This window comes from Aeromonas molluscorum (assembly GCF_051376105.1).
Taxonomy (GTDB): domain Bacteria; phylum Pseudomonadota; class Gammaproteobacteria; order Enterobacterales; family Aeromonadaceae; genus Aeromonas; species Aeromonas molluscorum.
This window is the reverse complement of sequence record NZ_JBPQCY010000002.1, coordinates 1,431,219-1,446,350: the sequence shown is the minus strand read 5'-3', so window position 1 is coordinate 1,446,350 and position 15,132 is coordinate 1,431,219. Positions and strand designations below refer to the sequence as shown.

The 15,132-nt window shown below is 63.3% G+C and carries 16 protein-coding genes; 10 read left to right on the top strand and 6 right to left on the bottom strand.

Going from position 1 to position 15,132, the window contains the following annotated elements; all coding sequences use genetic code 11:
• Nucleotides 1–7: 7 nt before the first annotated feature.
• On the bottom strand, nt 8–1,135 hold the full coding sequence (cydB, locus tag ACSMDR_RS17290) for a cytochrome d ubiquinol oxidase subunit II (protein ID WP_436469040.1): 1,128 nt from the start codon (nt 1,133–1,135) through the stop codon (nt 8–10).
• A complete protein-coding gene (locus ACSMDR_RS17285; protein ID WP_436469039.1) occupies nt 1,135–2,706 on the bottom strand; it encodes a cytochrome ubiquinol oxidase subunit I in 1,572 nt (523 codons plus the stop codon). Before ACSMDR_RS17285 ends, cydB begins: the two co-directional genes overlap by 1 nt.
• A 120-nt stretch (nt 2,707–2,826) precedes the next feature.
• Between ACSMDR_RS17285 and ACSMDR_RS17280 the strand changes: the two genes are divergently transcribed.
• Nucleotides 2,827–4,269: an aminotransferase-like domain-containing protein gene (locus ACSMDR_RS17280; protein ID WP_436469038.1), complete on the top strand. Its 1,443-nt coding sequence runs from the start codon at nt 2,827–2,829 to the stop codon at nt 4,267–4,269.
• Between the two features lie 52 nt (nt 4,270–4,321).
• Here ACSMDR_RS17280 and ACSMDR_RS17275 read toward each other — a convergent pair whose 3' ends face one another.
• Together ACSMDR_RS17275 and ACSMDR_RS17270 are read right to left on the bottom strand one after the other, a co-directional pair.
• The gene (locus ACSMDR_RS17275) at nt 4,322–4,780 is read right to left on the bottom strand and encodes a GNAT family N-acetyltransferase (protein ID WP_436469037.1); all 459 of its coding nucleotides are present in this window, start codon (nt 4,778–4,780) and stop codon (nt 4,322–4,324) included.
• Between the two features lie 189 nt (nt 4,781–4,969).
• Nucleotides 4,970–5,623, bottom strand: a complete 654-nt coding sequence (locus ACSMDR_RS17270; protein ID WP_436469036.1) for a tellurite resistance TerB family protein — start codon at nt 5,621–5,623, stop codon at nt 4,970–4,972.
• A 63-nt stretch (nt 5,624–5,686) separates the two neighbouring features.
• Here ACSMDR_RS17270 and ACSMDR_RS17265 point away from each other — a divergent pair, with 63 nt between their 5' ends.
• The 6 genes from ACSMDR_RS17265 (at nt 5,687) to ACSMDR_RS17240 (ending at nt 9,345) form a co-directional block, all read left to right on the top strand.
• On the top strand, nt 5,687–6,532 hold the full coding sequence (locus ACSMDR_RS17265; RefSeq protein WP_436469035.1) for a DMT family transporter: 846 nt from the start codon (nt 5,687–5,689) through the stop codon (nt 6,530–6,532).
• Entirely contained in the window at nt 6,529–6,843 is a 315-nt protein-coding gene (locus ACSMDR_RS17260; RefSeq protein WP_436469034.1) for a hypothetical protein, read from the top strand. Before ACSMDR_RS17265 ends, ACSMDR_RS17260 begins: the two co-directional genes overlap by 4 nt.
• A 74-nt stretch (nt 6,844–6,917) precedes the next feature.
• Nucleotides 6,918–7,385: an acyl-CoA thioesterase gene (locus ACSMDR_RS17255; protein ID WP_005899801.1), complete on the top strand. Its 468-nt coding sequence runs from the start codon at nt 6,918–6,920 to the stop codon at nt 7,383–7,385.
• 83 nt (nt 7,386–7,468) lie between these two features.
• Nucleotides 7,469–7,624, top strand: coding sequence for a pleiotropic regulatory protein RsmS (gene rsmS, locus ACSMDR_RS17250; RefSeq protein ID WP_436469033.1), 156 nt, complete (start codon nt 7,469–7,471; stop codon nt 7,622–7,624).
• A gap of 35 nt (nt 7,625–7,659) precedes the next feature.
• The gene (locus tag ACSMDR_RS17245; protein ID WP_436469032.1) at nt 7,660–8,127 is read left to right on the top strand and encodes a GyrI-like domain-containing protein; all 468 of its coding nucleotides are present in this window, start codon (nt 7,660–7,662) and stop codon (nt 8,125–8,127) included.
• A 129-nt stretch (nt 8,128–8,256) separates the two neighbouring features.
• Complete coding sequence (locus ACSMDR_RS17240) at nt 8,257–9,345, top strand: MFS transporter (protein WP_436469031.1); 1,089 nt, start codon at nt 8,257–8,259, stop codon at nt 9,343–9,345.
• A gap of 113 nt (nt 9,346–9,458) precedes the next feature.
• On the opposite strand, the gene ACSMDR_RS17235 is transcribed toward ACSMDR_RS17240, so the two are convergent.
• Nucleotides 9,459–10,301 (bottom strand): LysR family transcriptional regulator, encoded by an 843-nt coding sequence (locus ACSMDR_RS17235; RefSeq protein WP_436469030.1) that lies wholly within the window; start codon nt 10,299–10,301, stop codon nt 9,459–9,461.
• A gap of 105 nt (nt 10,302–10,406) precedes the next feature.
• Here ACSMDR_RS17235 and ACSMDR_RS17230 point away from each other — a divergent pair, with 105 nt between their 5' ends.
• Together ACSMDR_RS17230 and ACSMDR_RS17225 are read left to right on the top strand one after the other, a co-directional pair.
• Nucleotides 10,407–10,895, top strand: coding sequence for a nucleoside deaminase (locus ACSMDR_RS17230; RefSeq protein ID WP_005899808.1), 489 nt, complete (start codon nt 10,407–10,409; stop codon nt 10,893–10,895).
• A complete protein-coding gene (locus ACSMDR_RS17225) occupies nt 10,888–12,093 on the top strand; it encodes an MFS transporter (protein ID WP_436469029.1) in 1,206 nt (401 codons plus the stop codon). The genes ACSMDR_RS17230 and ACSMDR_RS17225 overlap by 8 nt, the downstream gene beginning before the upstream one ends.
• Before the next feature lie 66 nt (nt 12,094–12,159).
• On the opposite strand, the gene rluF is transcribed toward ACSMDR_RS17225, so the two are convergent.
• Nucleotides 12,160–13,146, bottom strand: coding sequence for a 23S rRNA pseudouridine(2604) synthase RluF (gene rluF, locus ACSMDR_RS17220; RefSeq protein ID WP_436469028.1), 987 nt, complete (start codon nt 13,144–13,146; stop codon nt 12,160–12,162).
• Nucleotides 13,147–13,775: 629 nt separating this feature from the next.
• Between rluF and gdhA the strand changes: the two genes are divergently transcribed.
• Nucleotides 13,776–15,122, top strand: a complete 1,347-nt coding sequence (gdhA, locus tag ACSMDR_RS17215) for an NADP-specific glutamate dehydrogenase (protein ID WP_436469027.1) — start codon at nt 13,776–13,778, stop codon at nt 15,120–15,122.
• The last annotated feature ends 10 nt before the right edge of the window (nt 15,123–15,132 follow it).

The window sequence follows — 15,132 nt, the reverse complement described above, 5'->3', positions numbered from 1 at the left end:
AAGACGGTTAGTAGAGGCTATGGCCCTGCTGGCGCACCTGCTCGGTGCTGATCGATCCCCGCGCCACCCAGTAGACCCAGAGGGTATAGCCGATGTTGATGGGCATCAGCACGGCGACTATGCCCAGCATGATAAGCAGCGTCCGCTCGCTGGAGGTGCCATCCCACAGGGTCAGGCTGCTCGACGGATCCAGGGAGGAGGGCAGCACGAAGGGGAAGAGCGCGATGGCCACGGTCAGCATCATGGCGGCGCAGGCACCGCCACTGGCGACGATGGCGAGCCGCCCCCGGCCAAGGGCACTTGCCAGCGTGCTCAAGAGCGGCAGCGCGAGGCCCAGGGCCGGCACTGCCCAGAGCACGGGGTGTGCCACGAAGTTGCCAAACCAGCCATCCGGCGCCGTCACCACCTGCTTCATCAGGGGGGTGAGGGCGCTGTTGAGATCCCCTATCTCCGCTATCCGGTAACCGCGCATCTGGCTGAGCCAGAAACCGCCGAGGGCAAAGAGAATGCTCGCCAATGGGCCGAGCCAGCGGCTCTGGCGGGCGCAGCGCTGTGCTATCACCCCTTGGGTCTTGCACTGCAGGAAGCTGCAGCCATGGAGCATCAGCAGGGCCAGCGCCGTGCCCATGCAGGTCAACAGCAGCGGCCAGTTGAAATCGAAGGCGCCGTAGTGGATGCGCAGGGCCGAGTCGAAGCGAAACGGCAGCCCTTGCAACAAGAAGCCGAGGGTCGCGCCAAACACCAGGGTCGGCAGCAGGGCCCCCATCACCAGGGCCCTGTCCCACCAGCTGCGCCACAGGGGGTCCGGCAGCTTGCTGCGATAGTCAAACCCCACCGGGCGCAGGAAGAGGCCGAACAGCAGGAACATGAAGGGCACATAGAGCGCCGAGAAGGAGGCGGCGTAGACCAGGGGCCAGGCGGCGAACAGGGTGCCGGCACCGGCGATGAGCCACACCTGGTTGCCCTCCCACACCGGCCCCACGCTGTTGAGCAGCACCCGCCGCTCCTCATCGGTGTTGGCCACCACGGGGAGCAGCATGCCGACCCCGAGATCGAAGCCATCCATCACCACGAAGCCGATGAGCAGGAAGAGCACCAGCCCCCACCAGACGAGTTTCAGGGTTTCGTAATCCATCAGACGGGACTCCCGTTTTTCAACACTTCACCTTGATAACGACCCGTCTGCAGGCTGGCGGGCCCTTTGCGGATCACATGACGCAACAAGAACAGCTCCACCACCAGCAGGCTGCTGTAAATGAGGAAGATGGCGATCAGGCTGAACCAGAGTTGCCCAGGTTGCAGCAAGGAGACGGAGGCCGACACCGGCAGCACGTCGCTGATGGTCCAGGGCTGGCGGCCGAACTCCGCCACGAACCAGCCCGCCTCGATGGCAATCCAGGGCAGCGGTATGCTCCAGAACAGCGCCTTGAGCAGGCGGGTCGATTGCACCAGCTTGCCCCGGCACAGTTGCAGGAAGGCGGCACCAAAGAGCCCGAGCAGCACCACACCTATCCCCACCATCAGCCGGAAGCTCCAAAAGAGCGGCGCCACCTGGGGGATGGAGTCGTCCACCGCCCGGGCTATGGCCCCTTCGTCCGCCTTGCCAATCTCCTTGGCGTAGGGGGTCAGCAGCAGGCCGTAGCCGAGATCCGCGCGGTGGCGCTCGAAGGTGGCGCGGGCCTCGGCATTGCTGCCGTCTGAGCGCAGCGCCTCCAGGGCGTCGTGGGCAAGCATGCCGCTGCGAATGCGCACCTCGTGCTGCGCTTTCAGATCTTTCAAACCCGTCACCTGCTCATCCAGAGAGCGGGTGGCGATGATGCCCATCAGATAGGGTATCTTGACCGCGGCGTGAGTGGTCTCGGCGCGCTGATCCGGCAGGCCGAACAGGGTGAAGGAGGCAGGGGCGGGTTCGGTCTCCCACTCCGCCTCGATGGCAGCCAGCTTGACCTTCTGCACCTCGCCGGAGCGATAGCCCGACTCGTCCCCCAGCACGATGACGGAGAGGATGGCGGCCAGACCAAAACCCGAGGCGATGGCGAAGGATCGCAGGGCGAAGCGCACCTCCATGCGGCGCAGCAGATACCAGCTGCTCACCCCCATCACGAATAGGGAGGCCGCCACATAGCCCGCCGCCACCGTGTGGACGAACTTGACCTGGGCCACCGGGTTGAAGATCACCGCCCCTACGTCCACCAGCTCCATGCGCATCGTCATGGGGTTGAACTCGGCCCCCACCGGGTTTTGCATCCAGCCGTTGGCGATGAGGATCCAGAGGGCGGAGAGGTTGGAGCCGATCGCCACCAGCATGGTCACCAGCAGGTGCTGACCCCGGGAGAGCTTGTCCCAGCCGAAGAAGAACAGGCCCACCAGGGTGGACTCCAGGAAGAAGGCCATCAGCCCCTCCACCGCCAGCGGGGTGCCGAAGATGTCGCCGACATAGTGGGAGTAGTAGGCCCAGTTGGTGCCGAACTGGAACTCCAACGTGATGCCGGTGGTGACCCCCATGACGAAGTTGATACCGAACAGCTTGCCCCAGAAGCGGGTGATGTCCCTGTAGATCACCTTGCCGGTCATCACGTAGGCCGACTCGGCGATCACCAGGATCCAGGACAGCCCCAGGGTGAGGGGCACAAACAGAAAGTGGAACATCGCCGTCGCGCCGAACTGTATTCGGGAGAGGCTGACCACATCATCCAGGCTTATCATGCATGACTCTCTATGTTGCATTTAACAGGCAGGTTTTCGCCCGTTAAGTACAACACGTGCCATGACACCTATAACAGATGCAGTTATAGTGAAATCCACCTATAACAGTTTGAGCCCACCATGTCCCGTTACGGTCAGCTGGCTGCCTTGTTGCAGCAGCAGATAGAGAGCGGCCTCTGGCAGCCGGGGGAGCGCATCCCCTCCATCCGCCAGAGCTGCAAGACACATGGCCTCAGCCCCATGACGGTGCTCCAGGCCTATCAGCTGCTGGAAAGCCGCGGCCTCATCCTGGCCAGACCCAAGTCCGGCTACTACGTCAAGGCCGCCACCTCCCCGCTGCCCGCCGGCACGGCCCAGCAGGCCCGCTACAGCGGCTCGGTGGACATCAACGATCTGGTGTTCGAGGTGTTGCAGGCGAGCAAGTCCCGGAAGCTGGTGCCGCTGGGGCTCGCGGTGGCGGATCCCGCCCTCTTCCCCCACCCCCAGCTCGGCCGGGCCCTGGCAAGCTGCATGCGCCGCCTCGACCCCTTCAGCACGGTGGCAGATCTGCCTCCCGGCAACGAGGCGCTGCGCCGCGCCATCGCCCAGCGTTACGCCAGCGAGGGGATGGCGGTGGATCCCCAGCAGATCATCATCACCACGGGCGCCATGGAGGCGCTCTCCTTAAGCTTGCAGGTGCTGACCGAGCCCGGGGACTGGGTGGTGGTGGAGTCCCCCACCTTCTACGGCGCCCTGCAGGCCATAGAGAGGCTCAAGCTCAAGGTGGTGGAAATACCCGTGATCCCCGGGGTGGGCATCGATCTCGCCCTGCTGGAGGAGGCCCTCGCCCAGCGCCCCATCAAGGCGTGCTGGCTGATGGGCAACGTCCAGCACCCCCTCGGTCACACCATGCCGGATGGCCACAAGCAGGAACTGATGGCGTTGCTCAACGCCCATGAGGTGCCTCTGGTGGAGGACGACGTCTACGCCGAGCTTTACTTCGGGCGCGAGCGGCCAAGGCCCATCACCCATTGGGATGCGCGGGGAGAGAGCCTGCTGTGCGGCTCCTGGACCAAATGCCTGGCGCCGGGCTTTCGGGTCGGCTGGGTGGTGACGAAGCGCCACGCCGAGCGCATCCAGCGGCTGCAGCTGATGTCGACCCTGTCGACCAATGTGCCGAGCCAGCTGGCGCTGGCCGACATGCTGCGCCAGGGCGGGGTGGATGCCCACTTTCGCCGCCTGCGCCACACCCTGGCCCAGCGCCAGCAGCAGATGCGGGCGGCCCTGCTGCGCCTCTTCCAGGACGAAGTGCGCATCAGCGCCCCGGATGGCGGCTACTTCCTCTGGCTGGAATTTGACGCCCGCCTCGATGGCCGTGCGCTCTATGCAAGCGCCATCGAGAGCGGCTTTTCGCTGGCGCCGGGGGCGCTGTTCTCCAGCCAGGGTCAGTACAACCACTGCCTGCGCCTCAACAGCTCCCATCCCTGGAGCCTTGCACTGGAAACCGCCCTCGTCCGGCTGGCGACGCTGGTCCACCAGCAGCTCGCCCCCCAGCAGGATGCCGGAAACGACAAGGCCCCGTGACGGGGCCTTGCGGACAATGCCGTTGAACAGGGAGGGTGCCGGTCAGAGGGCGCTATCTGGCATAGGTCTCGGACTGTCGCTTGAAACCCAGGGACTCGTAGAGCGATCGGGCTCGATCATTGAATGACATGACCTCCAACTTGAGCTGGCTGGCCCCCTTCGCCTTTGCCCAATGGTCACAGTGGACGATCAGCGCCTTGCCGATCCCCCGGGATCTATGGTGTTCATCCACCACCAGGGTGGTGATGCGGCAGACCGGCAGTTTGGTCAGAAACGGAATTGTGTCATTGATGTCGATCCGGGCGCTCAGAAACCCCACCACCACCCCATCCAGCACGGCGACACAAAACTGGCGCCCTTCGCTCTGGATGGCATCCAGCAGAAACGCTCGCTGCTGCGAAGAGGGGGGGCAGAACACCTCGGGAGCCTGCTCGAAGTGGATCTGCCCTATCTGCCGATCCAGTTCGACAATGGCGTCGAGATCCTGCTCGGTTGCCTTGCGTATTTCCACTGTGTGCTCCTTTTGCTGCGGTTGGCTGACAACGTGCCCCTCTGGCCTGGGGAAGGCTCATCATAGGGGGAGTCGACGCCAATATGAAGGGTCAAACGTATCCTTTTTTGGGGCAAGACAACGCGAATGAGCACAAACAACAAGACCCCATGACGGGGCCTTGTGGACAATACTGATGGCAGAGCGGCCTCAGCCCGGCGATCCCAACTGGGCGACCTGTCGCTCTATGCTGGCCTTGAGATTGGCATCCAACCCCAGCGCCCGCGCCAGCTCGTCGAGATAACCGCGCTCCATAAAGTGGTCAACATCGATGGCCAGCAGGGACGCGAGATAGACCTCGGTGGCCTGCTCCATATCCTTGACCTCGCGGGCCAGCAGTTGGGGATCGAGGGGGCGGGCCAGCTCGGCGTCAATCCAGCGGGCGGCATCGGGTTGGCCCTGCTCGGTCAGGTATTGTTGTATCTTCTGGCGCTCATCGGCATCGATGTGGCCGTCGGCCCGGGCGGCGGCCACCATGGCCCGCACCAGCAGGTTGGCGCGGGTATCGAGTTCGGCTCCCGCCAGCTCGTTGAGGGGATGGGGAGCCGCTACCGGCGGAGCACTCTGGTTCTGCTGCCAATCCTGATAAAGCTTGTAGGCCAGACCGCCGAGGGCGGCCGCGCCGCCCACTGCCGCGACCTTGCCGCCATACTTGCGCATCTTCTTGTTGCCCAGCAGCAAGGCCATAGCGCCAGCGGCCAGTCCACCTTGGGCCATCCCCTTCATCTGAGCCTTGCGGCTGTCACCGCCATCGCTGAGCCAGCCCTTGCCAGCTCCCATCAATTGATCCAGCATCTGTTTCATGGGGCCTCCTCATTTGCATGATGTTCCATGCTGTGCCGCCGCCTCTGAACTCAAGGTGAATGGATGCCACTGCCGCGCCTCGTGCTGCTGACCCTGCTGACGCTAATGGCGTTTGCCGCCAATTCTGTGCTCTGTCGTCTCGCTCTGTTCGAAGAGCGGATGGATCCGGCACTCTTCACTCTGCTGCGCCTGACCAGCGGTGCCTTGGTATTGCTGCTGCTCTGTGCCCGTCGCCATGCCCCGCGCCAAGGCGACTGGGGCGGCGCCCTGGCCCTCATCGTCTACGCGGCCGCCTTCTCGTTTGCCTATCTGACCCTGACGGCAGGCACGGGGGCCCTGCTGCTGTTTGCCGCTGTCCAGCTCAGCATGCTGGCTCCGCCCCTGCTGCGGGGAGAACGGCTGCCGCCGCGCCAGTGGGCTGGCCTGCTGCTCGCCATGGCGGGTCTGGTTCTGCTGTTGCTGCCCGGCATCACGGCGCCGGACCCCATGGGGGCGGCATTGATGATGACTGCGGGCATTGGCTGGGCCTGCTATACCCTGCGGGCGCCGCACTTTAGCGATCCCCTCGCTGCCAACGCCGGTCATTTTCTGCGCGCCAGCCTGCCCGCAGCCCTCATTTACCTGCTGCTGGGCCAGCTGCAGGCCAGCCCGGCCGCCATCGGCTATGCCCTGGCCTCGGGGGCCCTCGCCTCCGGGCTCGGCTATGCGCTCTGGTACAAGGTATTGCCCCAGCTTGGTCGCACCCTGGCCGCCAGCGTCCAGCTGCTGGTCCCCCTGCTGGCCGCCCTGGCCGGGCTCATCTGGTTGGATGAGTCATGGTCGCTGCGGCTGTTATTGTCATCCCTGGGCATCTTGGGGGGCATAGCACTGGTCATCTGGGGTCGCCCCCCAGTCAGAGAGACGCCATGAAAAAACACGGGATGAAGGTTGTCACACTGCTGCTCGGTTGCAGTATCTCGACCGGCCTGTCGGCCGCTCTGGAAGATAGGGAGGCTCGTCAACAGACGCTGGATCAGGCCTGCCTCAGCGCCCAGCAGACCTTGATAGATGCAGGCAAGGCCCAGCGTATCAAGGCCTGTGAGGATGAGGGCGGCAGCCAGGCCAAGTGCCAGCAAGCCTTTGCCCGCTTCGGCCAGCGCGAGGGCAACAAGCGCCCGGATTTTAGCCAGGTCCCCGCCTGTTCGCAGGCCGAGCAGTATCGACAAGGCTATCGCCAGTGATGGCGTCCGTATCGCGCCGCGATCCCCTGCCCGATGCCCGCGCTTTTCTACCCCAAACCTCATAAGGACGTACCATGAGTGCTCGTGAACTGACCCTGCAATTTCTCGCCGAACCCGCCGATGTCAACTTCGGAGGCAAGGTCCATGGCGGCATGGTGATGAAGTGGATCGATCAGGCCGGTTACGCCTGCGCCGCCGGCTGGTGCGGCGGCTACGCCGTCACCGTCTATGTGGGAGGCATCCGCTTCCTGCGCCCCATCCAGATAGGCCAGCTGGTCGAGGTTCACGCCAAGGTGATCCACACGGGCACCACCAGCATGCACCTGGCGGTAGACGTCTACAGCCGTCATCCGACCGATCCGGCTCGCCACAAGACCACTCACTGCATCATCATCTTCGTGGCCATGGACGAGCACGGCAAACCGAGCCCCGTCCCCCAGTGGCAACCGGTGAGCGAGCAGGATTTGCAGTTGCAGCAGTACGCCAAGAAGCTGATGGCCCTGCGCGAAGAGCTCGACAAAGAGATGCGCCAGCACATGTGACCGCATGCGTCCCGGCCAGCGGAGCGTGTATTCGCAGCCCGGGCCGCTATAATGGCGATCACTCTTTCGCGTGAGAAACCACGATGTCCCTGGAAAGTGCCCCCGCAGAAGTGCAGCTCGCCGTCGATCTCATCGAGCTGCTGGAAACCAACAAGATAGCCCCAGCCCTGGCCCTGGCGGCACTTGCCATCGTCCGTCAGGACTATGAGCGCAAGCTGGCCACTGGCGCCGAGCACTGAGCTCTCTGTCAAGTCAACGTTACCGGAGAAACCCCATGCAGCCACCGCAACGCATCGAACAGGGCCCCGCCATGCTGCTCGGCGGTCTACGCCGTCATCATGAGTTTCAGCACGCCGATTTTGGCGGCCAGTGGCATGACTTCACGGCCATGGGCCCGCTGCCGGGTCAGTTGGGGGAACATAGCTACGGCGTCATCTGCGGCGCCAACGAAACCGGTTGCGAATACATGTGCGCCGTGGAAGTAGCTGCGCTGGAAGCCATATCGGCGCCCCTCGGCCGGATGCGCATCATGCCCCAGACCTACGCCGTCTTTGTGCATCGGGGCCATGTGTCTGCCATGCCGCAAACCTGGCAACAGGCACTGGAGTGGCTGGCCCAGTCCGATTATCAATCGGCCCACAAGCCCGATTTCGAGCGTTATGGCGCCGACTTTGATCCCCGGACAGGCAGTGGCGGGATCGAGATCTGGCTCGCCGTGGTGCCGCGCCTGGCCATCGCCTGACCGCTGCTGATGGTCAGGGGGACAAGCTGCTTGAGCAAGCATAACAATGAGTTGCCTCAAACAAGGGGATGACGCCACCTCAAGGCAATGCGAAGATGGCTCCCCAATTAACCTTGCCTGAGTGTTGTGATGGACAACCCGCCCAGTACGGCGCCGACGGGGCTCTGGAGCCTCTCTGCCCGCCTCATGACCCTGGCCTGCCTCATCGTGTTCATGGCCCAGATGGCCACCACGGTTTACCTCCCCTCCCTGCCCGTGGTGATGACGGATCTCGCCATGGCCAGAAAAGATGTAGAGCTCTCCATCTCCCTGTTTGTGATTGGCGCCGCACTGCCGCTGCTGTTCTGGGGAGCCGCCGCAGATCGCTATGGCCGCCGGATCCCCCTGGCCCTGTCACTGCTGCTGTTTGTCGGGATCAGCATGCTGCTCTCCATCACCAGCCAAGGGAGCTTGTTGCTCATCTTGCGCACCCTGCAAGGGGTGGCTGCAGGCGGCGCCACCATCATAGCTCGCATCCTGATACGGGATCACTGGCAGGGCGATGAGCTGGCTCGCCGCCTCTCCGTGCTCTCCATCGCCTTCATCACCGCACTCGGTGGCGGCCAATGGATAGGTGGGCTAATCAGTCGCTATGCCCATTGGCAACAGGGGTTCATCCTGGTGGCAGGTGTCGGCATCCTGGCCCTGGCGCTCATGATCCGCCTGCCGCTCCATGGTCCCCGTCCCGCCGCGCAGACCACTGGCATGTGGCAACGCTACGGGCGCCTGCTGCAACGTCCCGGCTTTCTCTGGCCCGCCTGCGCCGGAGGCTTGGGATTCGCTATAACAGTGACCCTGCAAGAGATCAGCCCCTTCGTATTACAGCAGGGCTTCGAACTGGAGGTGACCACCTTTGGCGCCCTGGGGCTACTTATCGGGGTTGCCTATTTCGCGGGCGCCATGGCTGTCAACAGGCAGGTCGCCAGAGTAGGCGGCAAGCAGTTGATGAAGCAGGGAGCGGGGATCATCCTGCTGGCCTCTGCTGGCATGGTGTTGCTGTCGATATTGGCCGAGTTGCAGGGCGCAGGCACTCTAGTGGCCATGATGGGGTTCTACTGCCTCATTATCTTCGGGCAGGCGGTGCTCTTTCCCAACAGCATGGCGCCTATGCCATGGCGTTGTGCGGTTTTTTGCAACAAGGGCTGGCAGGCATCGCCGCGGCGGGTGCCACACTGCTGAGCCATCATGGCGCCTGGGCAGAGGCCATCTTCATCCTGGCATTGATAACGGCGATGATAGTGCGCTTCAAGGTGCGCTGATCCGCGGCTTGCTGCGCGGTCAAGGGAATCGCCTCAGGATGACCCCATCACCTCGTCACACAGCATGGTGAGAGCCTCGGCGAGGCGGGCCAGTGGCTCTCCCCGCTCAGCGCTCACATGCAGGGCCAGCTCGATCGGAGCGAGCGCGGGCCAATGGCTCAGGTTAACCTGCCCCTCCTGCAACAACCGTTGGGGCAACAGGCTGACCCCGATCCCGGCGCTCACCGCCCCCTGCAAACTCGCCAGGCTGGCACTGACATAAGCGATGCGCCAGCGCACTCCCCTGGCGTCCAGCGCCGCCGTCATCTCATCGCGATAGAGCCCTGCGCTTGGAAATGCCACCAGCGGCAAGGGATCCCGTCCCGCCGCGGGCCAGTCGCGGCTATCTACCCACCCGATGGGTTCGGGCCAGACTGCCCTGGGTTGGCCCTGGCCCCGCCGCTGCTTGACCAGCGCCAGATCCAGCTCCCCTGCGGCAAAGCGCTGCCAGAGATCGTGACTGAGCCCGCTCATCACCTCGAGCCGAACCTGGGGATAGTCCCGGGCAAAACGGGCCAGCGCCCGGGTCATGGCGCCGGCGGCGAAATCCTCCGGCACCCCGAGGCAGAGCTGCTGGCTCGCCTCGGCCACCTGCTGTTCGGCCTGGGCAAGCAGGTTGAGAATGCGCCGAGCCGTATCAAGCAGTGTCTCCCCCTGCGCCGTCGCCGTCACCCGGCCACCCTGCCTGTCCAACAAGGTGCAACCGAGCTGAGTCTCAAGCCGCCTCATCTGCTGGCTGATGGTGGATTGGGTGAGATGTACCCGCTCGCCGGCGCGGGTGAAGCTGCCGGTATCGACGATGGCAACGAAGCTGCGCAGCAACAGGGGATCAAGCATGGACTCTCCATTTACAAATTTACTGATATGCATTCAATCATTTAATTTCCCCATGATAGTGCAAGGGGCTAGCCTGTTACCAGACTCCACAAGCGGCCACTTCATATGACAGACGCTTCAACACCGGACATCTCCCTGCCGACCCATCAAGCATGGCTGGTAAAAACGGTCGAACTCGCCCTTAATCACCGACGCCGGGGCGGGCGCCCCTTCGCGGCACTGCTGGTTCGCGATGGTCAACTGCTGGCCAGCGCCGTCAATCTGATGCACCTGGCCGGGGACCCCACCCGCCATGCCGAGCTCGAGGCGCTGCGCACCGCCAGCCAACATGGCCCGCTCAAGGGCGCCGTGGTTTACGCCAGCGGTCACCCTTGCCCCATGTGTCTGAGTGCCCTGGTGATGAACGACATCAGTGCCGTCTACTATGCCTTCGACAATCAGGATGCCGCGCCCTACGGCTTTGATAGCTCGATGAGCTATGCCCGTCTGGGGCTCTCACTGGCACCGCCTCCTCTGCCACTCATCAAGCTGGCAAGCCCCATCAGCGCCGCCACGCTCTATGGGAACATGGATGGCTGCGACCACCATGAGTAGACAGGGCGCCAATGCCCTGCTGGTACTGGTGGTGCTGGCAGGCCTCAACCTGCGGCCCTTTCTCACCGCCATAGGCCCCTTGAGTCTGCGCATCCAGAGCGATCTGGCCATGCCCCTGGCCAGCCTCGCCTGGCTGACCCTGTTGCCGCTCTGGCTCATCGGTATCGGGGTCTTGCTCACCCCGGGCCTGCTGCGCCTGACCAGTCCTCGCATCCTGCTGGCGACGGCCTTGCTGCTGCTTGGCCTTGGCAGTGCGTTGCGTTTCGATGTGACCGGCGGCGCCCTGCTCATCACCAGTGCCGCCCTGTGCGGCCTGGGTTCGGCCCTGGTGCAAGGGGTCTTGCCTGGCCTCATCAAGGGCAGGTTTCACAACCGCGTACCGCTGGTGATGGGGATCTTCTCCGCCTGCTTGATGGGGGGCGGCGCCCTGGGCGCACTGGTCACCCCTGCCTTGAGCAACCTGATCCCCTGGTCTCACGCCCTGGCGCTATGGAGCCTTCCCCTGCTCCTGGCCCTGCTCTGGCTATGGCGGCGGGTGCAACTCCCCCAGGCCGCCGCCATGGCAACTCGTCCGGGAGAAGCCAGTCTCATCCGACAGCCACGCACCTGGCTGCTGATCGGCTGCTTTGGCATCATCAACGGCGGCTATGGCCTGGTGATCGCCTGGCTGGCCCCTGCCTACCTGGCCCTGGGCTGGAATGCAGAGCAGAGCGGCACCCTGGTGGCCTGGTTGGCGCTGGCCCAGACCCTCAGCGGCCTTGGTCTCCCCTTGCTGGCCGCGCATCGCCTGGATCGCCGCCCCTGGATGGGACTCGCCGTTCTTATGCAGATAGTCGGGTTCAGCGGGCTCTGGCTTGCCCCCACCCTGGCCCCGCTGCTCTGGTGCCTGCTATGCGGCGCAGGGCTCGGCGGCAGCTTCTCACTCATCATGGTGATAGCCCTCGATCACCTGCCCGATCCCAGGCGCGCGGGGACACTCAGTTCCCTGATGCAAGGGGTTGGCTTCATGCTGGCGGCAACCGGCCCCTGGGCCGCGGCACGGCTGCATGAGGAGACCGGGAACTTCGGCGCCGCCTGGTTGTGGCAGCTGGGGGGACTGGCGATCATGAGCCTGTTGGTGCTGCGCCTCAATCCCGCCGGTTATCCCCGCGCCATGGGGCAAAGCCCCCCTCTCACGCCTCAGCCCGTAAACGGCTGAGCCAAGATGACAAAACACCGGCCTGGGCCGGTGTTTTGAGGGGGATAGCGAGGGGCTGGAACGGGATCAGCGCCCCTTCTTTTGCCGTCCGGAATGATTGCTACGCGGTTTGCCTGCGACCGGTTTGCCCCCCTTGGGGGCACCCTTGCCAGCGGCGCCCTTGCCCGCCGCCTTGGCAACAACCTTGTTCTCAAACGCCATGGGGCCCGGCACGTTGGGACGCCCGCCAATCTCATGGTCATCCTTGCGGGTCGCTTTGCCCTGGGCGGACTTGCTGCCTTGAGCCTTCGACGGATGGCTGGCCTTGGCAGCCTTGGTCTGCTTGTCTTCGGAAGAGGAGCCCTCGATCAGCTTGAACAGCTCGATCAGTTCATCATCAGTCAGATCGCGCCACTCACCCACCGGCAGCCCCTTGAGGCTGACGTTCATGATGCGCACCCGCTCCAGCTTGGTGACCTCGAAACCGAAGTGCTCGCACATGCGGCGGATCTGGCGATTCAGCCCCTGCACCAGGGTGATGCGAAACACGAAGGGCGCCTCTTTTTTCACCTTGCACTTCTTGGTGACGGCGCCGAGGATCGGCACCCCGGCCCCCATGCCCTTGATGAACTCGTCGGTCACCGGCTTGTCGACGGTCACCAGATACTCTTTCTCATGATCGTTGCCGGCCCGCAGGATCTTGTTGACCAGATCGCCATGGTTGGTCAGAAAGATGAGTCCCTGGGAGTCCTTGTCGAGTCGCCCGATGGGGAAGATGCGGGTACTGTGGTTGACGAAATCGACGATGTTGTCCTTCTCGCCCCCCTCGGTGGTACTGACGATGCCCACCGGCTTGTTGAGCACGATAAAAATCAGGCTGTCGGCCTCGCGCGGCTCGATGATCTGACCGTTGACCTTGACCAGATCGCCAGCCACCACCTGATCCCCCACCTCGGCTCTTTTGCCGTTGAGAAAGACGCAGCCCTGCTCGATGAAGCGATCGGCTTCACGGCGCGAGCAGATGCCGCTCTCGCTGATGTATTTGTTCAAGCGCATGGATTCATCAGCCAGCATGGGTCACCTGCCAGAGTGTTGGGTTGAAGAGGGTCTGCGGCTGGGTCAGCCTGGTCATCGTCGGGTTAGTCTGCATACTGTTCCATCTACAAAAAAGCATCTGCAAAAAGCATTTTCAAACAGGTCAGGGCCTGCGCATTCTTCGAGAAAACGCCGCTACAGTAGCATATTGCCCCCCGTCTTACCCCGGATACTTCTCGCCCGCCCCACCGAATGGCGCGATGGCAGGCCCAATCCCTGGCCCATGAGGGCACAAGTCCCACTGACAGATGGAGCCGAACAAAAAGTACAGGGCATCAGGGCGCAATGAAGGCCGCCGCCCCCCGTCTTTCCCGCAAGAAAAATTCACTGGCTATGTCACCGATTCAATCCTGCGTCATTTGGCGCCAATAAGAACTTGCTATTTATTAATAAAAAATGCATAAAAAGATTTTAGGTCGCGCGAATTATCTTACTGTGGCGCCATGTGAAAACCACTGCTTTCGATAAAAATGGAACATTGTTTTGTAAACAAAAATAAACACGAATATCCACCCGCATTCATCACAACATAAAAAATATTCTTGGATGCCTGGCCTGACTCGCTTGCTGGCAAACGCCTATTTCATCATCCCATACAGGAGTTATCGATGAGTCATTCACTATCCCAGACGGACTTCCTGGCCAATGTAGCCAAACGCAACCCTCACCAGCCCGAGTTCATTCAGGCGGTGAGTGAAGTGATCGCCTCCATCTGGCCTTTCATCGAGCGTCATCCCCGCTACCTGACGCACGGACTGCTGGAGCGGCTGGTTGAGCCGGAGCGCCTCATTCAGTTCCGGGTGAGCTGGGTTGATGACCAGGGGCAGGTGCGGGTCAACCGCGGCTATCGCATCCAGCACAACAGCGCCATAGGTCCCTTCAAGGGCGGCATGCGCTTCCACCCCTCGGTGGATCTCTCCGTACTCAAATTCCTCGCCTTCGAGCAGACCTTCAAAAATGCGCTCACCACCCTGCCCATGGGCGGTGGCAAGGGCGGCAGTGATTTCGATCCCAAGGGCAAGAGCGAGGGGGAAGTGATGCGTTTTTGCCAGGCGCTGATGCTGGAGCTCTATCGCCACCTTGGGGCCAACACCGATGTCCCCGCCGGTGACATCGGCGTCGGCGGGCGTGAAGTGAGCTACATGGCGGGCATGATGAAGAAGCTCACCAACAGCGCCGAATGCGTCTTCACCGGCAAGGGGCTCTCCTTTGGCGGCAGTTTGATCCGCCCGGAAGCCACCGGCTACGGCCTGCTCTATTTCGCCCAGGCCATGCTGGCCCACCGCGGCCAGTCCCTCGACGGCATGCGGGTCTCGGTGTCGGGCTCGGGCAACGTCGCTCAGTACGCCATCGAGAAAGCGATGGCACTCGGCGCCCGGGTCATCACCGCCTCCGACTCCGGTGGCACCGTCTACGATCCGGACGGCTTCACCCCCGAAAAACTGGCCCGCCTGATGGAGCTCAAGAACGAGCAACGTAAACGGGTCGCGGATTACGCCCATGAGCTGGGGCTGGAGTTCTTCACTGGCCGCTCCCCTTGGCACTTGCCGACTCAGGTCGCCCTGCCCTGCGCCACCCAGAACGAGTTGGGAGAAGAGGATGCCGCGGCGCTGATCGCGGGCGGTGTACAGCTAGTGGCGGAAGGGGCCAATATGCCGAGCAGCGCCGCCGCCATTCACGCTTTCCACGAGGCGCGGGTGCTGTTCGCCCCAGGCAAGGCGGCCAACGCAGGGGGCGTTGCCACCTCGGGCCTCGAAATGAGCCAGAACGCCCAGCGCCTCGGCTGGAGCCGGGATGAAGTCGATGCCCGTCTCAAGGAGATCATGGCCAGCATTCACAGCACCTGTGTTAGATACGGACAGGATGAGGAGGGCCATGTGAACTACGAGAGCGGCGCCAATATCGCCGGGTTCGTCAAGGTGGCCGATGCCATGCTGGCCCAAGGGGTCTGCTGACAGAGTCATG